Annotated in this window: 22 protein-coding genes; 11 read left to right on the forward strand and 11 right to left on the reverse strand. The window is 65.0% G+C overall.

Features of this window, described 5'->3' with window-relative positions; all coding sequences use genetic code 11:
- Positions 1-14: 14 nt before the first annotated feature.
- Positions 15-353 carry a four-helix bundle copper-binding protein gene (locus tag ATB98_RS13750; RefSeq protein WP_066874521.1) on the reverse strand — a complete coding sequence of 113 codons (339 nt, stop codon included), beginning with the start codon at positions 351-353 and terminating at the stop codon, positions 15-17.
- A gap of 353 nt (positions 354-706) precedes the next feature.
- Between ATB98_RS13750 and rpsF the strand changes: the two genes are divergently transcribed.
- The 5 genes from rpsF to ATB98_RS13775 all read left to right on the forward strand — a co-directional run bounded on the left by rpsF (position 707) and on the right by ATB98_RS13775 (position 4980).
- Complete coding sequence (rpsF, locus tag ATB98_RS13755; RefSeq protein WP_066874523.1) at positions 707-1132, forward strand: 30S ribosomal protein S6; 426 nt, start codon at positions 707-709, stop codon at positions 1130-1132.
- 24 nt (positions 1133-1156) lie between these two features.
- On the forward strand, positions 1157-1405 hold the full coding sequence (rpsR, locus tag ATB98_RS13760) for a 30S ribosomal protein S18 (RefSeq protein WP_012707461.1): 249 nt from the start codon (positions 1157-1159) through the stop codon (positions 1403-1405).
- A gap of 181 nt (positions 1406-1586) precedes the next feature.
- Positions 1587-2540, forward strand: a complete 954-nt coding sequence (locus tag ATB98_RS13765) for a YybS family protein (RefSeq protein ID WP_066874525.1) — start codon at positions 1587-1589, stop codon at positions 2538-2540.
- Between the two features lie 34 nt (positions 2541-2574).
- Positions 2575-3150 (forward strand): 50S ribosomal protein L9, encoded by a 576-nt coding sequence (gene rplI / locus ATB98_RS13770; RefSeq protein WP_066874527.1) that lies wholly within the window; start codon positions 2575-2577, stop codon positions 3148-3150.
- 330 nt (positions 3151-3480) lie between these two features.
- The gene (locus tag ATB98_RS13775) at positions 3481-4980 is read left to right on the forward strand and encodes a replicative DNA helicase (protein ID WP_066874529.1); all 1500 of its coding nucleotides are present in this window, start codon (positions 3481-3483) and stop codon (positions 4978-4980) included.
- Positions 4981-5195: 215 nt separating this feature from the next.
- Here the strand turns inward: ATB98_RS13775 and ATB98_RS13780 are convergent, their stop codons facing one another.
- From ATB98_RS13780 to ATB98_RS13790, 3 genes are all read right to left on the reverse strand, one after another.
- Positions 5196-5501, reverse strand: coding sequence for an AzlD family protein (locus ATB98_RS13780; protein WP_066874531.1), 306 nt, complete (start codon positions 5499-5501; stop codon positions 5196-5198).
- Positions 5498-6199, reverse strand: coding sequence for an AzlC family ABC transporter permease (locus tag ATB98_RS13785; protein WP_066874533.1), 702 nt, complete (start codon positions 6197-6199; stop codon positions 5498-5500). The genes ATB98_RS13780 and ATB98_RS13785 overlap by 4 nt, the downstream gene beginning before the upstream one ends.
- A gap of 69 nt (positions 6200-6268) precedes the next feature.
- Complete coding sequence (locus ATB98_RS13790; protein ID WP_066874535.1) at positions 6269-7126, reverse strand: AraC family transcriptional regulator; 858 nt, start codon at positions 7124-7126, stop codon at positions 6269-6271.
- A gap of 150 nt (positions 7127-7276) precedes the next feature.
- Between ATB98_RS13790 and alr the strand changes: the two genes are divergently transcribed.
- The 5 genes from alr (at position 7277) to ATB98_RS13815 (ending at position 13061) form a co-directional block, all read left to right on the forward strand.
- Positions 7277-8416 (forward strand): alanine racemase, encoded by a 1140-nt coding sequence (alr, locus tag ATB98_RS13795; protein WP_066874537.1) that lies wholly within the window; start codon positions 7277-7279, stop codon positions 8414-8416.
- A 116-nt stretch (positions 8417-8532) separates the two neighbouring features.
- Entirely contained in the window at positions 8533-9936 is a 1404-nt protein-coding gene (gene radA / locus ATB98_RS13800) for a DNA repair protein RadA (RefSeq protein ID WP_066874539.1), read from the forward strand.
- A 139-nt stretch (positions 9937-10075) separates the two neighbouring features.
- A complete protein-coding gene (locus ATB98_RS13805; RefSeq protein WP_066874541.1) occupies positions 10076-10675 on the forward strand; it encodes a CvpA family protein in 600 nt (199 codons plus the stop codon).
- Between the two features lie 144 nt (positions 10676-10819).
- Complete coding sequence (gene purF, locus ATB98_RS13810) at positions 10820-12310, forward strand: amidophosphoribosyltransferase (protein WP_066875557.1); 1491 nt, start codon at positions 10820-10822, stop codon at positions 12308-12310.
- 10 nt (positions 12311-12320) lie between these two features.
- The gene (locus tag ATB98_RS13815; protein ID WP_066874543.1) at positions 12321-13061 is read left to right on the forward strand and encodes an SDR family NAD(P)-dependent oxidoreductase; all 741 of its coding nucleotides are present in this window, start codon (positions 12321-12323) and stop codon (positions 13059-13061) included.
- A 100-nt stretch (positions 13062-13161) separates the two neighbouring features.
- Here ATB98_RS13815 and ATB98_RS28005 read toward each other — a convergent pair.
- The 5 genes from ATB98_RS28005 to ATB98_RS13845 all read right to left on the reverse strand — a co-directional run bounded on the left by ATB98_RS28005 (position 13162) and on the right by ATB98_RS13845 (position 19623).
- Positions 13162-13913 (reverse strand): IS5 family transposase gene (locus tag ATB98_RS28005; protein ID WP_157111050.1). Its coding sequence is split into 2 segments (ribosomal slippage): positions 13162-13595 and positions 13595-13913, totalling 753 coding nucleotides; the frame shifts between segments, so codons are not numbered across the junction.
- 217 nt (positions 13914-14130) lie between these two features.
- Positions 14131-14994: a CDP-alcohol phosphatidyltransferase family protein gene (locus tag ATB98_RS13830; protein WP_066874547.1), complete on the reverse strand. Its 864-nt coding sequence runs from the start codon at positions 14992-14994 to the stop codon at positions 14131-14133.
- A gap of 9 nt (positions 14995-15003) precedes the next feature.
- Positions 15004-15702: a phosphatidylserine decarboxylase gene (locus ATB98_RS13835; protein WP_066874549.1), complete on the reverse strand. Its 699-nt coding sequence runs from the start codon at positions 15700-15702 to the stop codon at positions 15004-15006.
- A 106-nt stretch (positions 15703-15808) separates the two neighbouring features.
- Positions 15809-17701, reverse strand: a complete 1893-nt coding sequence (locus tag ATB98_RS13840) for an ABCB family ABC transporter ATP-binding protein/permease (protein ID WP_066874551.1) — start codon at positions 17699-17701, stop codon at positions 15809-15811.
- 173 nt (positions 17702-17874) lie between these two features.
- Positions 17875-19623, reverse strand: coding sequence for a LysM peptidoglycan-binding domain-containing protein (locus tag ATB98_RS13845; protein WP_066874553.1), 1749 nt, complete (start codon positions 19621-19623; stop codon positions 17875-17877).
- A 246-nt stretch (positions 19624-19869) separates the two neighbouring features.
- On the opposite strand from ATB98_RS13845, the gene ATB98_RS13850 reads away from it, so the two are divergent.
- Positions 19870-20487: an LOG family protein gene (locus ATB98_RS13850; RefSeq protein WP_066874555.1), complete on the forward strand. Its 618-nt coding sequence runs from the start codon at positions 19870-19872 to the stop codon at positions 20485-20487.
- Between the two features lie 28 nt (positions 20488-20515).
- Here the strand turns inward: ATB98_RS13850 and rarD are convergent, their stop codons facing one another.
- On the reverse strand, positions 20516-21457 hold the full coding sequence (rarD, locus tag ATB98_RS13855; RefSeq protein ID WP_066875559.1) for an EamA family transporter RarD: 942 nt from the start codon (positions 21455-21457) through the stop codon (positions 20516-20518).
- A 200-nt stretch (positions 21458-21657) separates the two neighbouring features.
- Complete coding sequence (gene cimA / locus ATB98_RS13860) at positions 21658-23274, reverse strand: citramalate synthase (RefSeq protein ID WP_066874557.1); 1617 nt, start codon at positions 23272-23274, stop codon at positions 21658-21660.
- Between the last annotated feature and the right edge of the window lie 52 nt (positions 23275-23326).

Genomic DNA, 23326 nt, shown 5'->3' on the forward strand with positions numbered 1-23326 from the left:
CGCCGGCGCCGGCCCTATTCCCAGGCGGCCATCTGGCGGCAGCTTTCGGCGCAACGCCGGCACGCCTCGACGCATTCGGCCATGTCGCCGATGCGTTCGCAGTCAGCCGCGCATTCGCCGCAGATTTCCGCGCATTCGCGGCAGAGATGCCGGTGGTGCGGTGTCCCGATCAGCATGAAATGCGCGGCCGTTCGGCATATCTCGGCGCAGGCCACCAGCAACCGGAAATGCGACGGCTCGGTGTGCTCCTCGCCGGCCTCCAGGCAATGGCTCATGGCCGTCGAAAGACAGGTGCGGTAGCAGACCAGACAGTTCTCCAGGCACTCCTGCATCCTCGGATCGAACTCGTGCATTTGCGTTTCCCCGCGGGTTTGTCGGGCTCAAGGCGTCCAACGGGGATTGCGAGCGATTGTTCCGCGACGTCGCCGCCAGCGCGACGATCTTCCAACGCACGCCTTGCATTTCGGCGGAAAATCCGTATAAGCGCGCTGTTCGAAACGCCCGGTCTTCTGGCTGGTGGCTGAACGGAGGGCCGGCTTCCGATGGAGAAGTCGCCAGGAATGCAAGGCATTCCGGCCTCCCGTGTCTCCGCTCTCGACCGTCTCGATACAACACTTTCTTGCCGGCTCTTTGCAGCCTTTAAGAACAGTCGTTGAGGCTTAGCCGCCGAGGCCCGGGCTGACTAACGCAAGAAAGGCAAGCCAAGATGGCTCTTTATGAACACGTATTCCTCGCTCGGCAGGACATCACGCCGCAGCAGGTCGAAGCCCTGGTCGAACAGTACAAGGGCGTCCTCGAAGCGAACGGCGGCAAGGTCGGTCGCGTCGAGAACTGGGGCCTGAAGTCCCTCACCTACCGCATCAAGAAGAACCGCAAGGCTCACTACGTCCTCATGGACATCGATGCCCCGGCACCGGCAGTCCACGAAGTCGAGCGCCAGATGCGCATCAACGAAGACATCCTGCGCTACCTGACGATCGCGGTCGACAAGCACGAGGAAGGCCCGTCTGCGATGATGCAGAAGCGCGATCGTGACGATCGTCCGCGCGGCGAAGGCCGTGGCCCTCGTGAAGGCGGCGATCGTGGCCCGCGCGACGACCGTCCGCGCCGCCCGCGTGAAGACCGCGCGTAACAGAAGCTTTAGGAGATAAAGACAATGGCTGAAGTTTCTTCCGCTCCGGTACGCCGCCCGTTCCACCGCCGCCGCAAGACCTGCCCCTTCTCGGGCGCAAACGCTCCGCGGATCGACTACAAGGACGTCCGTCTCCTGCAGCGCTACATTTCCGAGCGCGGCAAGATCGTTCCGTCCCGCATCACGGCTGTTTCCCAGAAGAAGCAGCGCGAACTCGCCCAGGCGATCAAGCGCGCACGCTTCCTCGGCCTGCTGCCCTACGTCGTATCGTAAGGCAATTGACCGTCCGTTGATCGGCTGACTCAACGGAAACCGACTTCGGGTCAGGCGCGGCCTCGAGCAAGCGCCTGACCCCTCCCTTCCGCGGTGGGCGCGGATCGGAACCGGCGCAAAGCGCCAAATCCCATGTTGGGGCCCCTCGACCCCTAACTGCGTTGAAGCAGGACAGCGAACGTTGAAGAACTGGAACAGGACATCGCTGCTGACCGGCGCGCTCGCCGGCATTACCGCCGCCCTCTTGTCGATGGGCGCGAACACCCAGTCGTCCTTTGCGATCGTCCTCTACGCCGCCTCCGCGCTTCCGATCCTGATCGCCGGCCTCGGCTGGGGCAACGCCGCCGCGATCGCTGCGATCGTCGTTGCAGGTGCCACGGCGGCGGCGCTGGTCTCGTCATATTTCGCCCTGCTGATCGTGGTCGTGACCCTCGTTCCGGCCGGCTGGCTCAGCCATCTTGCCAATCTTGCGCGTCCGGCCTCCGAACTCGGCGGGCCCGAAGGCGCGCTCGCCTGGTATCCGCTCTCCGATATCCTTGCCCATCTCGCCGGGCTGGTGACCGTCGGCATGATCATCGTCGGCTACATCGTCGGCTACGATTCGAGCGTCTCCAACCTCATGGTCGACATGGTGGTCGAGGCGCTGAAGGCGCAGGAACCGCTCTACAATCCCGACGCCGCGGCGATCACGCAGCTGAAGGCGATGTTCACCCTCGCCCTGCCGCTCGTGCAGGGCGCGATCTGGGTCGTGATGCTGTTTGCCGCCTATTACATTGCGACGCGCATCGTCCAGATGTCCGGCCGGTCGCTGCGCCCGCGCGAGGACATTCCCTCCTCGCTCAGGATGCACCGCAATGCCATCTTCGCCTTTCTCGCGGGCCTGATCCTGACCTTCGTCGGCGGCGCCGCCGCGCCTGTCGGCGCGCTGATCTGCGGCACCTTCGGGGCGGGCTTCCTCGTCTCGGGCTTCGCCGCCTTCCATTTCCGCACGCGCGGCAAGTCCTGGCGGCTGCCGGTGTTGTGGATCGCCTACCTGTCGGTGGTCGTCTTCACGGTCCCGGCATTCTTCTTCCTCCTGTCCGGCCTGACCGACACGCGACGAACGATCGCGGTTACGCCGACGGGAAAGAACTGACAACGGAACAACGGAAAACTGAAAGGAAACCAAAATGGAAGTCATTCTCCTCGAACGCATCGCCAAGCTCGGCCAGATGGGCGAAACCGTGAAGGTTCGCGACGGCTTCGCGCGCAACTACCTGCTGCCGCTCGGCAAGGCGCTGCGCGCCAACGCCGCCAACAAGGCTCGCTTCGAATCCGAGCGCGCAACGCTCGAAGCCCGCAACCTCGAGCGCAAGTCGGAAGCCCAGAAGGTTGCCGAGAAGCTCGACGGCAAGTCCTTCGTCATCGTCCGCTCCGCCGGCGAAACCGGCCAGCTCTATGGTTCGGTTGCCGCCCGTGACATCATCGAGACGCTGGCCGCCGAAGGCTTCAACATCGGCCGCAACCAGGTCAACCTCAACCAGCCGATCAAGGCGATCGGCGTCCACAAGGTCACGCTGCACCTGCATGCGGAAGTCGACGCAATCGTTGAAGTCAATGTCGCCCGTTCGGCCGAAGAAGCCGAGCGCCAGGCCAAGGGCGAAAGCCTGACCTCCGCCGAGGCGATCTACGGCGTCGACGAAGACGCGCTGAAGCCGGAAGACTTCTTCAACCCGGAAGCCGAATTCCAGGGCGAAGAAGAATAAGCATCGGCGACAGAGCCATGCGCGAGGCCCGGGTCCCCAAGACCCGGGCCTTTCTTTTGGCGGATCGCGCGCGCCGCTGCGGAACCGGCGAACGACGCGGAAGCGCGAATCAGCTAGATTGGCGTCGCTCTCGGCTTCAACGCCATCGCCCGGCGCGCGGCATAATTTTTTTCGATTTTGCCGCACCCCCTGTGGATCAATGTGCACAACGGGCAAAGGCGACGGACGGGGTTGAGAGCCGCGGAACTGTTGCACGTCTACACTAGACGCGAGGCCCGGCGACGAGCAAACCGGACAGCTCACGGGATCACAGGCGGAAACGGAACCACCATGAATGACGCAGCGCGCAAGCTCGCTCCCTTGCCCAAGGATCAGGCGGACCAGCACTACCGCGAAGCGCCGAACAACCTCGAAGCCGAGCAGGCGCTGCTCGGCGCCATTCTCGTCAACAACGACGCCTTCTACCGCGTATCGGACTTCCTGAAGGCGGTCCATCTCTACGAGCCCTTGCATCGCAAGATCTTCGAGGTCGCCGGCGAGATCATCCGCATGGGAAAGACCGCCAACCCGGTGACGGTCAAGACCTTCCTCAAGGCCGACGAGAAGGTCGGCGACCTGACGGTCGCGCAGTATCTCGCACGCCTCGCCGCCGAGGCCGTGTCGATCATCAATGCCGAGGATTACGGCCGGGCGATCTACGACCTTGCGCTGCGCCGCTCGCTGATCACGATCGGCGAGGACATGGTCAACATCGCCTATGACGCACCGCTCGACATGCCGCCGCAGAGCCAGATCGAGGACGCGGAACGGCGACTTTTCGAGCTCGCCGAGACCGGCCGCTACGACGGCGGCTTTCAATCGTTCAACGATGCGGTGGCGCTTGCGATCGACATGGCCGGACAGGCCTTCGAGCGCGACGGCCATCTCTCCGGCATCTCCACCGGCATCCATTCGCTCGACGGCAAGATGGGCGGGCTGCAGCGCTCGGACCTGATCATCCTCGCCGGCCGCCCCGGCATGGGCAAGACCTCGCTTGCGACCAACATCGCCTACAACATCGCCGCCGCTTACGAGCCGGAAGTGCAGCCCGACGGCTCCTTCAAGGCGAAGAACGGCGGCGTCGTCGGCTTCTACTCGCTCGAAATGTCGGCCGAGCAGCTCGCGACCCGTATCATTTCCGAGCAGACAGAGGTCTCCTCCTCGAAGATCCGCCGCGGCGACATCTCCGAGGCGGATTTCGAAAAGCTCGTCGCCTGCTCGCAGATGATGCAGAAGGTGCCGCTCTATATCGACCAGACCGGCGGCATTTCGATCGCCCAGCTGGCGGCGCGCGCCCGTCGCTTGAAGCGCCAGCGCGGCCTCGACGTGCTCGTTGTCGACTACGTCCAGCTCATGACCGGTTCAAAGAAATCGGGTGAAAACCGCGTTCAGGAAATCACCGAGATCACGACGGGCCTCAAGGCGCTCGGCAAGGAACTCAACGTGCCGATCATCGCGCTGTCACAGCTCTCGCGCGCGGTGGAAAGCCGCGAGGACAAGCGCCCGCAGCTTTCGGACCTGCGCGAATCGGGCTCGATCGAGCAGGACGCCGACGTGGTGCTCTTCGTGTTCCGCGAGGAATACTACGTGAAGAACATGGAGCCGCGCGACGAGCTCGATCCGAAATACGAAGAGTGGAAGATGCAGATGGACAAGGTAAAGGGCACGGCCGACGTGATCATCGCCAAGCAGCGCCACGGCCCGACCGGTACCGTCAAGCTCGCCTTCCAGTCGGAGTTCACCCGCTTCTCCGACCTCGCCGATCCGTCGTTCACGCAGTATGAGCACTGAGAAAGCGGTTTGCCGGAAAATGGCCCCTCATCCGGCTGCCGCCACCTTCTCTCCGTTTTGACGGGGAGAAGGGGCTAGCGGCGCCCGTCCCATCCCCGCCGCCGGCCCAGGGAGTTCCTCAGAGGCTGCGGCAAGTCTCCTTCGCGCCCCGCGTGCGGGGAGAAGGTGGCCGGCAGGCCGGATGAAGGGCGAATCCAGGATACAAGCCCAGCCACTCAGACCCGGATCACCGCCCTGCCGACCGCCACGACCAAGACGCCGGTGGCGACGGCTGCCAGCAGCGGCAGTCGCATCGCCGCCAGGGCCGTCGCGAGCGCCGCAAGGGTTTCGGCCGGTCCGGTGACCAGCGCGGTCGGGGCGATGACGGCCATCAGCACGGCCGGTGGGATCGCCTCCAGCGCCCGTTTCTGATTGGCGCCGATCGTCACGAAATGAATGAGGACAAGACCGCTGACGCGGGTCAGGACGGTTGCTGCGGCCATGGCGAGGATTGCCAGAAGCGTGTTCGGATCGAGCGTCATGCGCAAGCCTCCCGGCGTTGGCCGGTGAGCAGCGTCGCGGCAACGCCCGCCGCGGCTCCGGCGGCGATGTACCAGACGCCGGGCAGGAGCTGCTGCGTAAGCACCGCGGCGGCGGCGCTTGCGGCCAGCACCGTGCCGGTCTCGCGTCCCTTCCAGAAACCCATGACGAGGACGATGAAGACCGCCGGGAACGCGAAGTCGAGACCGATCGCTTTCGGGTCGCCGAGAAAGGCGCCGGCGATGGAGCCGGCGAGACTTGCGAGGACCCAAACGAGGTAGAACGGCACCGCAAGGCCGGCATACCAGGCGGGCGTGAGCCGCGCATCACTCGCCCGAACCTCGGCCATCGCCCAGATCTCGTCTGCGAGGAGCAGCATTGCCGCGTATTTGGCGGGCGCGGAGAAGGCAGGCATCTTCGTGCCGATCGATGCGCTCATCAGGAGATGGCGGATGTTGACGAGCAGCGCCGAAAAGCCGAGTGCCGCCCATGCGGCCGGATTGGTCCAGATGTCGAGCGCGACGAACTGCGAGCCGCCGGCAAAGACCAGTGCGCTCATCAGCCCCACTTCCAGGCTCGAAAGGCCCTTCGTCGCCGCGACCGCGCCAAACACCAGCCCGATCGGCACGACCGCCACGATGAGCGGCGCGATCGCCCTGACGCCTCCCAAGAAATCTTCAAATGCGCGTGCGCTTTTCACGTCCGTGATCTCCCTTCTGTCAAGGAGGCTAATAGGCCCGCGGCACCATCCCGTCTTGAACGAAAGTGATCAGCCCGCGCGAAAGGCTCCCGGCGTCACGCCGGTTCTCGCCTTGAAGTGGCGGGTGAAATGCGCCTGGTCGGCGAAGCCGCAATGATGGGCCGTGTCGGCCGGCGACCAGCCGAGGCGCAGCAGGCTTCGCGCCTCGCGCACGCGCTTGTCGGTGAGGAAGGCGTGCGGGGTGATGTGGAACTCCTTGCGGAAGGCCCGGATCAGGTGCGCCCGGCTGAGGCCCGCCACTTTCGCAAGCTCATCCAGGCCGATATCGCTCGTGTAGTTCGCAACGAGGTAATCGCGGGCGCGATGGACAGCGGAACTTTCACGCGTGCGCACCGGAACGATGATCGTGCTCCCGTGCCACTGGAACAGCGTCGCCAGAAAGCTGAACATACCCTCGTCCGCCTCGAGCGCCCCCGATTTTCCTTCGAGTGTGCGATGTGCGTGGTTGAAGGCGACGGCAAGGGCCGGATCGGTCAGCCATTGCCGCGAGAAGCAGGGCGTTCCGCGGAAAGGTCGCCCGGTGACGTCCTCGAGAACCTCGACGAAGAGTTCGGCGGAGGGATAGATCATCCGGTAGCGGTAGCCGTCACTGCCAGGATGGCCGTCGTGAACCTCATCGGGATTGATGAGATAGAAGTCGCCCGGTCCCGTTTGCGAGCGCTCGCCCTTGATGGTGCTGATCTGCGAGCCGGCTTCGATGGCGCCGATGCTGAACGTGTCGTGCGCATGCGGCGCAAACTCGTGGGTGATGAAGGTGGCGCTCAGGCACTCCATGCCCTTGAACCGGTCGTCCCGCCAGAATCGGGTCCGCTCGGCCCCCTTGAGCGGCATGGCCTCGATGGCTTCTTCCTGGGAAATCGTATGCATCCGCCAATCCTAGCGTCGGCGAAGCCGCCAGTCTTGAACAAAAGTGCTCGACGCATGTCCGGATTTGCAGCTCCGCCATTGCCGCGAAGCCGTTTGCGGCGCCGGGCGCTTGGATGTAATGCTGCTGTATCGCCCACGCAGAGCTTGCCCATGCACAGCCCCGAATTCCTTTCCGCCGCCAGCAGGCTGACCGTCGATCTCACCGCGCTCGCCGACAATTGGCGCGCCATGAACGAGCGCTCGGACAAGGCCCGTGCCGCCGCCGTTCTGAAGGCGGACGCCTATGGCATCGGCATCGCGCATGCCGCCCGCACGCTTTACGCGGCCGGCGCCCGCGATTTCTTCGTCGCCACGGTGGAGGAAGGCGTCGAACTCCGTCCGCTCGTGCCCGATGGGCGCATCTATATTCTTGCCGGCCTGTGGCCGGGCAACGAGCAGCTCTTCTTCGACAACGATCTCGTGCCGATCGTCAACTCGGAGGAACAACTCGCGGTCTTCATGGCGGCACTTGCCGAGCGGGGCGACCACCCTTGCGTGCTCCACGTCGACACGGGCATGAACCGGCTCGGCCTCTCGGTCGAGGAGGCGATCGCGCTCGCCCACGATCCGGCTCGCCCGGCGAGTTTCTCGCCGGTGCTGGTCATGAGCCATCTCGCTTGCGGCGACGATCCGAAGCATCCGATGAACCTCTATCAGCTCCAGCGTTTCCGCGAGGTGACGGCCGCCTTTGAGGGCGTACCTGCGAGCCTTGCGAACTCCGGCGGCGTCTGCCTCGGCGAGGACTATCATTTCGACCTCACGCGACCCGGCATCGCCGTCTATGGCGGCGAAGCGATGAGCGGCGCCGTCAATCCGATGAAGCCGGTCGTCACCGCCGAGGCGCGCATCCTGCAGGTCAGGACCGTCCCTTCCGGGGAGACCGCGAGCTACGGCGCCTCGGTGCGCTTCACGCGCGACAGCCGCATCGCGACCGTCGCGATCGGCTATGCCGACGGCTACCATCGGTCGGTCTCCGGCGGCGGCGTGACGCTCAGGCAGGCGATGCCTTCCGGCGCCTTCGGGTTCCTCAATGGCAGGAAGGTGCCGCATGTCGGCCGCGTGACGATGGATCTGAGCCTTTTCGATGTCACCGACCTGCCGGAAAAGGCGGTGCGCGCCGGCGACTACATCGAGCTCTTCGGCCGAAACGTCGCGATCGACGACGTGGCGCGCGCCGGCGGCACGATCGGTTACGAGCTGCTCACGAGTCTCGGCAGTCGCTACTGCCGCGCCTATGTCGGCGGCGCCTGAGGGGCCCACGACAAAGCGGTCCTTTCAAAAGCGATTTCGCGGCATTATGTGACCGCCGAGCGTGATTCTCCGGCGACGGTGGTCGCCACCCTCCAGACATCCGAAAGCTGACACCGATGGCGAAGGCCCGCACCCAGTTCATCTGCCAGAATTGCGGCACAGTCCACTCCCGCTGGGCGGGCAAGTGCGACGGCTGCGGCGAGTGGAACACGATCATCGAGGAAGACCCGACGGCGGGCATCGGCGGCGGCCCCTCGCGCACGCCGAAGAAGGGGCGTCCGGTGGCGCTGACGACACTCTCCGGCGAAATCGAGGACGCGCCGCGCATCGAGACCGGCATCTCCGAACTCGACCGCGTCACCGGCGGCGGCTTCGTCCGCGGCTCGGCCCTGCTCGTCGGCGGCGACCCGGGGATCGGCAAGTCGACCGTGCTGATGCAGGCGGCGGCGGCTCTTGCCCGCCGCAAGCATCGCATCATCTATGTCTCGGGCGAGGAAGCCGTCGCCCAGGTCCGCCTGCGCGCCCAGCGGCTCGGTGCCGCCGACAGCGACGTGCTCCTTGCCGCCGAGACCAATGTCGAGGACATTCTGGCGACGCTTTCCGAGGGCAAGCGCCCGGACCTCGTCATCATCGATTCGATCCAGACGCTGTGGAGCGACATCGTCGATTCGGCGCCGGGTACGGTGACCCAGGTGCGCACCGGCGTCCAGGCGATGATCCGTTTCGCCAAGCAGACCGGCACGGCGGTCGTGCTCGTCGGCCATGTGACCAAGGAAGGCCAGATCGCCGGCCCGCGCGTCGTCGAGCACATGGTCGACGCGGTGCTCTACTTCGAGGGCGACCGCGGCCACCATTACCGCATCCTCAGGACCGTGAAGAACCGCTTCGGGCCGACGGACGAGATCGGCGTGTTCGAGATGTCGGACAAGGGCCTGCGCGAGGTCGCCAACCCGTCGGAACTGTTTCTCGGCGAGCGCAACGAGAAATCGCCGGGTGCTGCCGTCTTTGCCGGCATGGAAGGCACCCGGCCGGTGCTGGTCGAGGTGCAGGCGCTGGTCGCTCCCACCTCGCTCGGAACGCCGCGCCGCGCCGTCGTCGGCTGGGATTCGGCACGGCTGTCGATGATCCTCGCGGTGCTCGAAGCCCATTGCGGCGTCCGTCTCGGGCAGCACGACGTCTACCTGAACATCGCCGGCGGCTATCGCATATCCGAACCGGCAGCCGACCTCGCCGTCGCATCCGCGCTGGTTTCGTCGCTCGCCGGGCTTGCCCTTCCGGCCGATTGCGTCTATTTCGGCGAAGTCAGCTTGTCGGGTGCCGTCCGGCCGGTTGCGCATACCGCCCAACGTCTCAAGGAAGCCGAGAAGCTCGGTTTCTCCCAGGCCGTATTGCCGTCTGCATCGACCGAACTGCCGCGGAACGGCAACGGCCGGTGGAGCGAGATGGAAAGCCTGCCGGACCTGGTGGCGCGTATCGCGGGATCGCGGCGTGCCTTGCAGCAGGCGGAAAACGAGGACTGACGGCTTGCCGCGCCGCAGGCAGCATCTTGGGAACGGTGCAGCTTGGCAGTGGAAAGATGGTCTGAACACGTGCGGACGATGGCGGCGACGGATAAGCTTGTAAGGCCCGACTCACGATTCGGGTCGGAGTAAGGACAATATGCCCATCACAATTCTCGACGGTATCGTTCTCGGCGTCGCGCTGTTTTCGGCGATCCTCGCAATGGTCCGCGGGTTCTCGCGCGAGGTTCTGTCGGTCGCGAGCTGGGTCGGCGCGGCCGCCGCCGCCTACTTTCTCTATCCGTACCTGCTGCCCTACGCCAAGCAGTACACAACCAGCGAGACCGTCGCGATGATCGGCTCCGCGGCCGTGGTCTTCCTGGTCGCCCTGATCATCATCTCCTTCATCACGATGCGGATCGCCGATTTCATCATCGACAGCCGCATCGGCGCCCTCGACCGCACGCTCGGCTTCCTCTTCGGCGCGGCGCGCGGCATCCTGCTGGTTGTCGTCGCCATGCTGTTTTTCAACTGGCTGGTCGCCCCGCAGCAGCAGCCGATATGGGTCACCCAGGCGAAGTCGAAACCGCTCCTCGACAATCTCGGCAACAAGCTGATCGCGCTGCTGCCGGAAGAGGCGGACGCCACCATTCTCGATCGCCTGCGCGGCAAGGACGCAACCGGCGAAGGCGAAGGCGAAAACCCGCCGCCGGCGAGCGAGCCGTCACCCGCCGAGGAAGCGCCGGCGACGAACGGCTGAGATTGAAGGACATCTTGCGACAAAGCCCGCTGTGCGGGCTTTGTCCATTTGAAATGACGCTCGCCAGCGTTTCGAGTAAAATCGCTTGAAGACTGGCAGCGCGATCACGATATGCGCACGGGCACGGAGCAGAGGCGAATTGCGATGACCGATCTGAGATCCAGCGAAATCCATGACGAAGTCGACGGCGACACCCTCCATGAGGAGTGCGGCGTTTTCGGCATTCTCGGCCATCCGGACGCAGCCACGCTGACCGCGCTCGGGCTGCACGCGCTGCAGCACCGGGGCCAGGAAGCGGCCGGCATCGTCACTTTCGACGGCAAGCAGTTCTATACCGAAAAGCGCATGGGCCTCGTCGGCGACCACTATACCGACCCGGCGACGCTCGCCAAGCTGCCCGGCTTTATTTCCATAGGGCACACGCGCTACTCGACGACCGGCGAGGTCGCCCTGCGCAACGTCCAGCCGCTCTTTGCCGAGCTCGAAGTCGGCGGCATCGCCATCGCGCACAACGGCAACTTCACCAACGGTTTGACGCTCAGGCGCCAGTTGATCGCCGACGGCGCGATCTGTCAGTCGACCTCGGACACCGAGGTCGTTCTTCATTTGATCGCCCGTTCCAAGCAGCCCTCCTCCTCCGATCGATTCATCGACGCCATCCGCCAGATGGAAGGCGGCTATTCGATGCTGGCGATGACGCGCACCAAGCTGATCGCCGCGCGCGATCCGATCGGCATCCGCCCGCTCGTCATGGGCGAACTCGACGGCAAGCCGATCTTCTGTTCGGAAACCTGCGCGCTCGACATCATCGGCGCCAAGTACATCCGCGATATCGAGAACGGCGAAGTGGTTATCTGCGAGATCCAGCCGGACGGCTCGATCTCGGTCGACGCGCGCAAGCCCGAAACGGCGCGTCCCGAGCGGCTCTGCCTGTTCGAATACGTCTATTTCGCCCGCCCCGATTCGATCGTCGGCGGTCGCAGCGTCTACGTGGCGCGCAAGAACATGGGCGTCAATCTCGCCAAGGAAGCGCCGGTCGAGGCAGATGTGGTCGTTCCGGTGCCCGACGGCGGCACGCCGGCCGCGCTCGGCTACGCGCAGCAGAGCGGCATTCCCTTCGAATACGGCATCATCCGCAACCACTACGTCGGACGCACCTTCATCGAGCCGACGCAGCAGATCCGGGCCTTCGGCGTCAAGCTGAAGCATTCGGCGAACCGCGCCATGATCGCCGGCAAGCGCGTCGTGCTCGTGGACGATTCCATCGTGCGCGGGACGACGTCGGTGAAGATCGTGCAGATGATCCGCGACGCCGGGGCGAGCGAAGTGCATATCCGCGTCGCGAGCCCGATGATCTTCCATCCGGATTTCTACGGCATCGATACGCCGGACCGCGACAAGCTGCTCGCCAACCAGCATCCCGACCTCGACTCGATGTGCCGCTACATCGGCGCCGATTCGCTCGCATTCCTGACGATCGACGGGCTCTACCGCGCCGTCGGCGGTGCGCCGCGCGACGCGCAGGCGCCGCAATTCACCGACCACTATTTCACCGGGGATTACCCGACCCGCCTTCTCGACCAGGAGGCTGCGAGCAACGTCCGCAAGCTTTCGGTTCTCGCCAGCAACGGATAACAAAGACAATATGACGCCCAACCTGAAAGACCGGATCGCCGTCGTCACCGGCGCATCGCGCGGCATCGGCTATTTCACCGCCCTCGAACTCGCCAAGGCCGGCGCCCATGTCATCGCCTGCGCCCGCACCGTCGGCGGCCTCGAGGAACTGGACGACGCGATCAAGGCGGTCGGCGGATCGGCGACGCTGGTCCCCTTCGATCTCGCCGACATGGCGGCCATCGACAAGCTCGGCGGCGCCATCGCCGAAAGGTGGGGCAAGCTCGACATCCTGGTGGCCAATGCCGGCATATTGGGGACGATCTCGCCGATCGGGCACGTGGAGGCCAAGGTCTTCGAGAAGGTTATGGCGATCAACGTCACCGCCACCTGGCGGCTGATCCGCTCGCTCGAGCCGCTGATCATCCGCTCCGACGCCGGCCGCGCGCTCCTCCTCTCGTCGGGCGCGGCCCACAAGTGCAGGCCCTTCTGGGGCCCCTACTCCGCCTCGAAGGCGGCGGTCGAGGCGCTGGCGCGCACCTGGGCGCACGAAACCCAACGCCTGCCGCTGCGGATCCTCAGCGTCGATCCGGGCCCGACGCGCACGGCCATGCGGGCGCAGGCGATGCCCGGCGAAGACCCGGCCACCGTGCCGCATCCATCGGAAGTTGCGGCCGCGCTGATGCCCCTCCTCGGTCCGGAACAGACCGAGACCGGCAAGCTCTTCATCGTCCGCGAGAAGAAGATCGTCGATTACCGCATGCCGGAATAAGCTGGCGGAAGCCTGCCGGATATGTCTTCCCGCCACCCGTCGACGGTTGCGGGTTGCCGCTCTCCTCAGGTTAAACCCGAGGGCTAGGACGAATCGACATTCACCTGAGCCAGATCATTGCAGCGGCGAGTAGGGCGAAGCCCTCGAAGTAGATTGTCCGCCGGTCATAGCGGGTAGAGAAACGCCGGAAGTGTTTGAGGCGGTTGAAGCAGCGTTCGATGCGGTTGCGGTGTCGATACACTTCGCCGTCATGAGGGATGATGACCTTGCGCGAGCGGTTTGAGGGGATGACCGCTTCGGCCTTCATGGCGGCGATCGTCTCGCGCAGGGCGTTGCTGTCATAGGCTTTATCAGCGAGGACGGCGGCGCCAGACCACCCCTCCAGCAAGGCTTCTGCCTGCGTGACGTCGCCGACCTGACCGGCGGTGACGATCAGGCGCAGGGGGCGTCCGAGTGCGTCGGCCAGCATGTGGATCTTGGTGGTCAATCCGCCTCGGGAACGCCCCAGCGCCTGATCCTTGGCCCCCCTTTTCCGCTCGCAGCCTGTTGATGGGCGCGCACGATGGTGCTGTCGAGCATCAGGTATTGGTTGTCATGGTCGGCGGTCAGTTCCGCGAACACGCGCTCCCACACGCCGGCATGGCACCAGCGGCTGAAACGGCGATGCACGGTCTTCCACTTGCCATAGCGTTCCGGAAGGTCGCGCCAGTGTGCCCCGGAGCGCAGCACCCACAAACAGCCGTTGACGAACAGCCGGTTATCGCCGCCCGTCCGGCCAGGGTCACCAGCCTTGCCCGGCAACAACGCCGCTATCCGCGCCCACTGCGCGTCGCTCAATTCGTATCGCTTGATACCCATCGCCCCGCTCCGCTTTGAAATGCGGAACCCTATGAATCACAGCAAGGGGCCGATGGGAATCCTGAATGTCGATTGAGCCTAACCCTGTCCCCGCATTGCGCGGACAGGGGATTTCAGGCGGCGCCGCCTGTCCCTTCGCCCCGCCTGCGGGGAGAAGGTGGCCGGCAGGCCGGATGAGGGGCTATCGCGCGTAGAAAAGACCCTTACAGCCTTACTCGCTGTCGCTCGGAAAGCCGTCGCTATCCTGGCCGGCGGGCCAGTCGCCGTATTTGCGCTGCCAGGAGCGGGCGCCGAAGGGCAGGCTGACGAGATAGGCCACGGCCGTCACGACCATCGTCTCCCAAGTATAGGTCATCAGCGTCGCGACATAGAGGACGACGACGAGGATGGCGGGCAGCACGAGATCGCGGCGCACGCGGTTCTCCGCCTTGCCGGACCAGACCGGCAGACGACTGACCAGCAGAAAGGCGATCAGCACGGTATAGACCGAGGCGATCAGCGCGAAGACCCGATCCGGCGCGAGGCCGAGAAGCCCGATATAGACGGGCAGCAGCACCAGCATGGCGCCGGCGGGCGCCGGAACGCCGACAAAATATTCCGATTGCCAGGCCGCCTTGACCTGGCGCTCGGCCATGACGTTGAAGCGCGCGAGTCTCAGGCCGACGGCGATCGCATAGATCAACGCCGCGATCCAGCCAACGGAGCGCGCCTGGTCGAGCAGGAAGACATAGAGCACGAGCGCCGGCGCCACGCCGAAATTGATGATGTCCGCGAGCGAGTCCATCTGGACGCCAAAGCTCGACGTGGCCTTGAGCAGGCGTGCGATGCGCCCGTCTATGCCGTCGAGGAAGGCGGCTAGCAGGACCATGGCGACGGCGAGCTCGAAGCGGTTCTCGAAGGCGAGGCGAATACCGGAGAGGCCGGCGCAGATCGCCAGGACCGTAATCATGTTCGGAACCATGAGGCGCAAGGGGATTTCGCGCAGCCGGGGCCCACGCGCCTTGTCATGCGAATCCGTCGCGCCGACCGCCGTTTCAGCGGCGCCTGCGGATTTTTCCTGCCGGGGCTCGTCCATGATCCTTCCTCACGCGCGCCGGCTGATGACCGGGCCCTTTGCCGAGCCGAACTCGGCAAGCACCGTCTCCCCGGCAACGGCCGTCTGGCCGAGCGTCACGCGGGGTTCGGCGCCCTCCGGCAGGAACACGTCCAGGCGCGAACCGAAGCGGATGAGGCCGAAGCGCTCGCCCGCTTCGAGCGAAGCGTTTTCCGTCGTCCAGCACAGGATACGCCGCGCGACGAGGCCGGCGATCTGCACGACGCCGATCGCGCCGTGCTTCGTCTCGAGGACGAGGCCGTTGCGCTCGTTCTCGTGGCTTGCCTTGTCGAGTTCCGCATTGACGAACTTGCCGGCACGATAGGCGATGCGGCGAACGGTGCCGCTCATCGGCGCACGGTTCACGTGGCAATTGAAGACATTCATGAACACCGAGATGCGCAGCATCGGCTCGGAGCCGAGGCCAAGCTCATCGGGCGGGGTCACGGTGGCGATCGACGACACGCGGCCGTCCGCCGGGCTGATGACGAGATCGTCGTCGATCGGCGTCATGCGTTCCGGGTCGCGGAAGAAATAGGCGCACCAGGCGGTCAGCAGGAAGCCGATCCACATCGGCGGCTCCCAAAGGAGTCCAAGCACCAGCGAAACGACGAAGAAGATCGCGATGAAGCGATAGCCTTCCTTGTGCACCGGAACGAGCGTGTTGCGCAGCGTGTCGACCAAACTCATGAACCCTACTCTCCAGATCTGATTTCCGACGTGAACTAGCGCGAATTCGACAGCCCGGCAACGCCGAACGCCAGATGGCTATTGGATAGTGGCGACCGGTGATCCCTCAGGCGGCCGGCATGCCGCGATCGACAATGCCGAGCTCGTCGCTCTCGCGCACCCGTTTCAGCTGCTCCTCCGCCTGCGTCGCCTCGCGCTGGCGGTTCCACATGGACGCGTAGAGGCCATCCCGGTCGAGCAGCTCGCCATGCGTGCCGCGTTCGGCGATGACGCCGTCCTTCAAGACGATGATCTCGTCGGCATTGATCACGGTCGAGAGCCGGTGCGCGATGACCAGCGTCGTGCGGTTGCGCGACACGACGTCGAGCGCCGCCTGGATTTCCTGCTCTGTCTTGGTGTCGAGCGCGGAGGTCGCCTCGTCGAGGATCAGGATCGGCGGCGCCTTCAGGATGGTGCGGGCGATCGCGACGCGCTGCTTCTCGCCCCCCGAGAGCTTCAGCCCGCGTTCGCCGACCATCGCCCGGAAGCCTTCCGGCAGGTCGCGGATGAAGTCGGCGATCTGCGCCGCTTCCGCCGCCGCCTCGACCTCCGCTTCCGTGGCCGTCACCCGGCCATAGCGGATGTTGTAGGCTATCGTGTCGTTGAACAGCACCGTGTCCTGCGGCACCATGCCGATGACGGCGCGCAGGCTCTTCTGGGTGACGTCGCGCACATCCTGCCCGTCGATGGTGATCGAGCCTGTTTGCACGTCGTAGAAGCGGTAGAGCAGCCGCGACAGCGTCGACTTTCCGGCACCGGAGGGCCCGACGACCGCGACCGTCTTGCCCGCGGGAACCTCGAAGGAAATCCCCTTCAGGATCGGCCGGGCCCCATCGTAGGCGAAATGCACGTCGCGGAAGGCGATCGCCCCGCGCTCGATCTCGAGCTCCTTGGCATCCGGCCGATCGAGCACTTCGGCCTGGACGTCCAAGAGATCGAACATGTGCTCGATGTCGGTCAGCCCCTGGCGGATCTCGCGATAGACGAAGCCGATGAAATTCAGCGGGATGGCGAGCTGGATCAGCATGGCATTGATGAAGACGAAGTCGCCGATCGTCTGGTCGCCGCGCTGAACGGCGAGCGCCGAGATCGTCATCATGACGGCCGTGCCGGCGCCGAAAATCAGCGCCTGGCCGAAGTTCAGCCAGCCGAGCGAAGTCCAGACCTGGGTGGCGGCGCGCTCGTAGCGCTCCATGGACTTGTCGAAGCGCTTCGCCTCCATCTCCTCGTTGCCGAAGTATTTGACGGTTTCGAAGTTGAGGAGCGAATCGATCGCCTTGGTGTTCGCATCGGTATCGCTGTCGTTCATCGAACGGCGGATCGCGATCCGCCAGTCGCTCGCGCGCACGGTGAACCAGATGTAGAGCCAGACGGTGATCGCGGTCACGAAGAGATAGGTGAAGCCATAGCCCCACCAGAAGATCACCGCCGTCAGCAGGAATTCGATGAGGGTCGGCACGCTGTTCAGGATGGTGAAGCGGACGATCGTCTCGATGCCCTTGGTGCCGCGCTCGATGATGCGGGAGAGCCCGCCGGTGCGCCGCTCGAGATGGAAGCGCAGCGACAGCTGATGCATGTGGACGAAGGTCCGGAAGGCAAGCTGCCGCACGGCGTGCTGGCCGACGCTCGCAAAGAGCGCGTCTCGCAACTGGTTCAGGCCGGTCTGAAGCAGCCTCGCGAGATTGTAGGCGAGCACCAGCATGACGGCGCCGGTGAGGAACTGCGGCAGGAAGCCGAGGCCGTCGGGCCTGTTGTTGAGCTCATCCGTCGCCCACTTGAAGAAATAGGGGACGAGGATGAGCACGACCTTGGCGACCACCAGGATCACCGTCGCCCAGACGACCCTCAGCTTCAGATCGACACGATCGGCGGGCCACATATAGGGCCATAGATTGGCGATGGTTCCGAGAGGGTTGGCGCGATCGGCGGAAACCGTCTTCTTCTGGTTCTGGGGGGCCACGTCTCTGTCCGCTTCGATTCCGATGGTGGATGCGGGACGCCGGGCACGAAGCCCTTCGATGGTTTTCCCGCTCCATCTTCAATGAAAAGCGGCGCCCTTTGAAGACGCCGCGTTTTTTTGTCAGATAGGTCCACCTTGCAGCGGACGCAATGGAAATGCCGGCAAAAGATCGACTATTCTTCGTGTCGCATGTGCTTGCGGTGGAATTCCCGCGCTTCCTCGTCGGTGAGCGCCTTGTCGGGAACGCCGAAAATCTGGCCCGGGCGGATAAGGTCCGGATTCTGGATCTGCTCGCGGTTGGCAAGATAGATCGTCGTATAGCGAACGCCGGCGCCATAGACGCGGCGCGAAATCTGCCAGAGCGTGTCGCCGCGGCGGATGATGACGGTGGTCTTGCTCTCCTTGAGCGGCGCCTGCTCGATCGTTGCCGGCTGCTCGTCAACCGCGCCGGGTGCGGATGCCGCTGCCTGCTCGTTCGCGGGCGCTGCCGGCGCGCCTGGCGCAGGCTCCGCCTTCGGCGTTGCCGTCGCCGCGGCGGTCTCGGTCGCGGCCGCCGTCTTCGGTTCCGTCGCCACGGTCGCCGCGACGCCGCCGCTTTGCTGGGTCAGCGTCGAGCCGATCGCGCCATCGACTTTCTGCAGCGCCGCCGCAACGCTCGCCGGGTCCTGCGGGGACGCCTTCAGCACCGTCAGTGCCTGGGCGGCGGCCCTGGAGGCCTCGGCCGCGGCGGTCGCCGAGGCCGGATCGGCATTGTCCGCCGGCCTGAACTCGGCGAGCGAGCTGAGAGCGATTTCCGTCGCCGAGCGGGCGGCGGCGAGTTGTTCGGTCGAGGGCTGCTTTCCATCGGCGAAAAGCCCCTTCAGCAGCGCGAGCGCCTTGCCCGCCTCCGCCTTCAGGCGATCGAGGCCGGTGGCAGGCGTCGTCGTCGACGAGCCGGCGACGGCGGCAACCTGAGCGCCTGCCGGCCGGTCGAAGGGCACCGAGGCGCGCATCGCCACCTTGCTGGCATCCTCGTTCATCATGTCGGCGCGAATGATGTGGCTGCCGACCGAAAGCTCGATCAAGCCGTCGACGACGAAGTGTCCCTGGTCGTCGGCCTTCATCTCGCCAAGCAGTTTGTCATCCGCATAGATGCGCACGAGTGCGCCGGGCCTGGCATTGCCGGCGACGAACATCTTCTCGCCCTCGATCTCGACGGCCGTCACCTGGAGGCCGGGTGCGACGCTCGGCTTGGCAGGCGTGGCCGAAGCGTCGGCGGGTTCACCGGCCTTCGGTTCGATCGCCGCCTGCTTCACCTCGGTGTCGGCCTTCGGCGTCGTGATCAGACGGCTCGCCTCGCCGGGCTTCGACACCATCGCCAGCAGTTGACCGGCTGGATCTTTCGGCACCGAAACGGTGGCGACCTCCTCCGACGTCTTGCTGGCGCCGTCAGGACCGACGCTTCTCAGCGTCAGCTGGTGGTCGCCGGCCGGAAGCGGCTTGTCGAAGACCGCGGCGAAGTCGCCGGCGGCGCCGACATCGGCCGTGCCGACGACGGTGTTGCCGCTCATGATCTCGAGCTTGGTGCCGGGCTGGGCCCTGCCCGCAATGACTGTCGATCCGTCCGGCTCGACGCGCAGGACGTCAAATCCCGGAACGGTCCAGCTCGCAACTGGATCGGATACGCCTGGGGTGCCCTTCTGGGCCGCATCGTCCGCGGTGCCCTTGGCCGCCTGCTCGGCGCTGGTGCCTTGCGTGGCCGGCGATGCGCCCTCGGTCTCCGGCGTCGCCGGCACCTCACCGGGCTGTCCGCCACCTGCTGCGGATTGTGCCGTCTGCTCCGTGTCGGTGTCACGCAGATTGGGCTGGACCACAAACACCATCAATGCGGTCGCAATCGCCAGGACACCCAGGGCCATCCAACCGGCCTTGTTCTTAATCATGCAACTCTCCACAGGGCGGAGCGTCTTGATGCCCTCCGCAGCCCCCTTGCTGGCGGCGTCTGCAGCGCCAGTGCACCATTATAGCGCAACCGCGGCACAGCCGTCCGAATTCTTCAATGTATTACTGAAATTGCTAACGTTTCCTGTAGTTCTGCACAAGCGCCCGCCATCCCGGGCCGCCCGTTCGACTGGGCTTTGTCCCTCATTTTTCTTGACCCGTGCTGCGGTGCAATGTTTTTTGGGCCCATGAGCACCGAAGCAAACCCGATTCTGTCCGTCTGTGTCTATTGCGGCTCCCAGCCCGGGCGCGACCCCGCCTATATCGAAGCGGGCCGCCTCCTCGGAAAGTCGATCGCCGATCATGGACTGGGCCTCGTCTATGGCGGCGGCACGCGCGGGATCATGGGCGCGGTCGCAAGCGGCGTGCTTTCCGCCGGCGGCCACGTCGCCGGCATCATCCCCGAATTCCTCATGGACAAGGAAGCGACGCGCCACTCGCTCGGTCAGCTCAACGAGCTGATCGTGACCGCCGACATGCACGAGCGCAAGCACAAGATGTTCGAGCGCGCCGACGCCTTCGTGGCGCTGCCGGGCGGCATCGGTACGCTCGAGGAAATCGTTGAGATCATGACGTGGGCGCAGCTCGGCCGCCACCGGAAGCCGATGGTCTTCGGCAATATCAACGGCTTCTGGAACCCGATGCTGGAGCTCATGCAGCACATGCGTGACGAGGGCTTCGTCCATACGGCCCATCTGGTCCAGCCGCTGGTGATCGACAGGGCCGAGGACATTGTCCCCGCCATGCTCGCCTCGGCCGGCGCCAAGAGCCGCGAAGGCGAAACCGAGATCATTTCCCGGCTTTGACGCCGTCCTTCACGTCACTCGTTCCACGTCATTCCGCCGGCGACGGCTGCGCCGCCGCGCGGCGCGCCCTGCTTTCCGCGAGCATCGCGCCCGAATAGATGAAGAGTGCGGCCCATATCAGTGCGAAGGCGATCAGTTTCGCCATGCCGAAGGGTTCGTGGAAAACGAAGACGGCAATCACGAAGATCATGGTCGGGGCGATGTACTGCATGATGCCGATGGTCGAAAGCCGAAGCAGCTTGGCGCCGTTCGCATAGATCATCAGCGGCACGGCAGTGACGAGGCCGCAGGAGAGAAGCAGCAGGACATCCGTCATGTTGGTGTCACCGAAATGACCCTGCCCTGTGGCTTCGAGCCACACGATGTAGCCCGCTGCGGGAACGCTGAGCAGCAGCACTTCCAGGAAGAAGCCCTGGTTCGGTCCGATCGGCAGCGTCTTGCGGAAGAAGGCATAGAAGCCCCAGGAGAAGCAAAGCCCGATCGAAACCCAGGGCAGGCCGCCGGCATCGAAGGCGAGCACCGCCACGGCGAGCGCGGCGAGCGCGATCGCCGCCATCTGCGCCGGGTTCGGCCTTTCCTTGAGCAGCAGCGCGCCGAGAAAGATCGAAAACAGCGGGTTGATATAGTAGCCGAGCGCCGTCTCGATCGCACGGCCCGCGCCGATCGCCCAGACATAGATGCCCCAGTTGACGGTGATGAGGGCAGCGGTCAGCGTCGCCATCTTCAGCATGCGCGGCGAGCGCAGCGCGGCCTTGATCTCGTGCGTGCGGCCGAGCCAAAGAAGCACGAGGCCGGCAAGCGGCACCGACCAGACGATACGGTGCGCGACGACTTCCGCTGCCGGGATATGCGCCACCGCCTTCATGAAAAACGGCAGGAAGCCCCAGAGCAGATAGGCGGCCAGCGCGAAGGCGAAACCTCGTGCGGAATCGGTATTCTCGGCGGGCAGTTTCGCGTTCGGCTCGGCCATGATCCTGATCCTGAAAGCTTCACCGGAGCCGAGCGGCAACCGCTCCGGTCTCAATGGACGGCGCGCCCCGACGGATCGTTCGCCGTTCCTCCTCGTGCGTCCTACTCCAACGAACGGTGATGCACCAATTCATTTCCGTGAAGCGAAGGGTGAAAACGGCTTAACATGGCGGGCGCAGGTGAGGTCGAGTGAATCCGCCCCTACTCCGCCGCGATCAGTCCGACCTGGTCCCGGTTCTTCAGGAGCTTGTAGACGATGCTGTCCATCAATGCCTGGAAGGAGGCGTCGATGATGTTGTCGGAAACGCCGACCGTCCACCAGCGCGCGCCCGTTCGATCCGTCGATTCGATCAGCACGCGGGTCACCGCCTCGGTGCCGCCGTTCAGGATGCGGACCTTGTAGTCTGCGAGCTCGAGATCGGCGATCTCCGACTGGTATTTGCCCAAATCCTTGCGCAGCGCGAGGTCAAGCGCGTTGACGGGGCCATGGCCCTCGGCGACAGACATCATCGTTTCGCCGTCAACGATCACCCTGACCACGGCTTCAGAGACGGTCTTCAGCCTGCCGTTCGCATCGAAGCGGCGCTCGACCATGACCCGGAAGCTTTCGACGTGGAAGAAGTCCGGCACGGTTCCGAGGATACGACTGGCGAGCAGCGTGAAGCTCGCATCCGCGCCCTCATAGGCATAGCCCGTCGCCTCGCGCTCCTTGACGATCGCGATCAGTTTGTCGAGCCGCGGGTCGTCCTTGCTGACCGCAATGCCCCGCCGTTTCAGCGCATTGATGAAATTGGCCTTGCCGCCCTGGTCCGAGACCATGACCTTGCGCAGATTGCCGACGCTTTCCGGCGCGACATGCTCGTAGGTCTTCGGGTCCTTGAGGAGCGCCGAGGCGTGAATGCCGGCCTTCGTGGCGAAGGCCGAGGCGCCGACATAGGGGGCCTGCGGATCGGGCGAGCGATTGAGGAGTTCGTCGAAAGAATGGGCGAGCCCGGTCAGTTCCTGGAGCCTGTCGGCGTCGATTGCCGTCTCAAAGCGGCTCGAATAGGTGTCCTTGAGCGCGAGCGTCGCGACCAGCGTCACCAGATTGGCATTGCCGCAGCGTTCGCCGATGCCGTTCAACGTGCCCTGGATCTGGCGCACGCCGGCCTCGACCGCGGCCAGCGAATTCGCCACCGCCTGGCCCGTGTCGTTATGCGCATGGATACCGAGGTTGGCGCCGGGCGCGCCTGAGGCGATCACGGCCGAAACGATGTCGCGGATCTCCGGCGGCTGCGTGCCGCCGTTGGTGTCGCAGAGCACCACCCAGCGCGCGCCTGCCTCGAGCGCCGTCGTCGCACAGGCGATCGCATAGGCCGGGTTCGCCTTGTAGCCGTCGAAGAAATGCTCGCAATCGACCATCGCCTCGCGGCCGGAAGCAACCACCGCCTCGACGGAAGCGCGGATGCTCTCGAGATTCTCCTCGTTGGAACAGCCGAGCGCCACGGCAACGTGATAGTCCCAGCTCTTGGCGACGAGGCAGACTGCATCGCTGTCGGCGGCAAGCAGGGCATTGAGGCCGGGGTCGTTGGAGGCCGAAACGCCGGCGCGCTTGGTCATGCCGAAGGCGACGAAGGAGGATTTCTCGGTGCGCTTCCGCTTGAAGAATTCCGTGTCCGTCGGATTGGCGCCCGGATACCCGCCTTCGACATAGTCCATGCCGAATTCGTCGAGCATGGCCGCGATCGCGATCTTGTCCTCGACGGAAAAGTCGATGCCGGGCGTCTGCTGCCCGTCTCGAAGCGTCGTGTCGAAGAGATAGATGCGTTCCTTGGTCATGACTCGGTTCCAAATGCAATTCTATGAATCTGCGCAGCGTTTTCCCATCCGC

It is taken from the genome of Sinorhizobium saheli (assembly GCF_001651875.1).
Lineage (GTDB): Bacteria > Pseudomonadota > Alphaproteobacteria > Rhizobiales > Rhizobiaceae > Sinorhizobium > Sinorhizobium saheli.

Coding starts and splice junctions, on each gene's coding strand:
- ATB98_RS13830 (WP_066874547.1), bottom strand. CDS start 14,994: ATGGACGAGCCCCGGCAGGAAAAATCCGCAGGCGCCGCTGAAACGGCG.
- ATB98_RS13780 (WP_066874531.1), bottom strand. CDS start 5,501: ATGACGCTCGATCCGAACACGCTTCTGGCAATCCTCGCCATGGCCGCA.
- rpsR (WP_012707461.1), top strand. CDS start 1,157: ATGGCTGAAGTTTCTTCCGCTCCGGTACGCCGCCCGTTCCACCGCCGC.
- alr (WP_066874537.1), top strand. CDS start 7,277: ATGCACAGCCCCGAATTCCTTTCCGCCGCCAGCAGGCTGACCGTCGAT.
- ATB98_RS13805 (WP_066874541.1), top strand. CDS start 10,076: ATGCCCATCACAATTCTCGACGGTATCGTTCTCGGCGTCGCGCTGTTT.
- ATB98_RS13815 (WP_066874543.1), top strand. CDS start 12,321: ATGACGCCCAACCTGAAAGACCGGATCGCCGTCGTCACCGGCGCATCG.
- rpsF (WP_066874523.1), top strand. CDS start 707: ATGGCTCTTTATGAACACGTATTCCTCGCTCGGCAGGACATCACGCCG.
- rplI (WP_066874527.1), top strand. CDS start 2,575: ATGGAAGTCATTCTCCTCGAACGCATCGCCAAGCTCGGCCAGATGGGC.
- rarD (WP_066875559.1), bottom strand. CDS start 21,457: ATGGCCGAGCCGAACGCGAAACTGCCCGCCGAGAATACCGATTCCGCA.
- ATB98_RS13845 (WP_066874553.1), bottom strand. CDS start 19,623: ATGATTAAGAACAAGGCCGGTTGGATGGCCCTGGGTGTCCTGGCGATT.
- purF (WP_066875557.1), top strand. CDS start 10,820: ATGACCGATCTGAGATCCAGCGAAATCCATGACGAAGTCGACGGCGAC.
- ATB98_RS13775 (WP_066874529.1), top strand. CDS start 3,481: ATGAATGACGCAGCGCGCAAGCTCGCTCCCTTGCCCAAGGATCAGGCG.
- ATB98_RS13790 (WP_066874535.1), bottom strand. CDS start 7,126: ATGCATACGATTTCCCAGGAAGAAGCCATCGAGGCCATGCCGCTCAAG.
- ATB98_RS13850 (WP_066874555.1), top strand. CDS start 19,870: ATGAGCACCGAAGCAAACCCGATTCTGTCCGTCTGTGTCTATTGCGGC.
- ATB98_RS13750 (WP_066874521.1), bottom strand. CDS start 353: ATGCACGAGTTCGATCCGAGGATGCAGGAGTGCCTGGAGAACTGTCTG.
- radA (WP_066874539.1), top strand. CDS start 8,533: ATGGCGAAGGCCCGCACCCAGTTCATCTGCCAGAATTGCGGCACAGTC.
- cimA (WP_066874557.1), bottom strand. CDS start 23,274: ATGACCAAGGAACGCATCTATCTCTTCGACACGACGCTTCGAGACGGG.
- ATB98_RS13835 (WP_066874549.1), bottom strand. CDS start 15,702: ATGAGTTTGGTCGACACGCTGCGCAACACGCTCGTTCCGGTGCACAAG.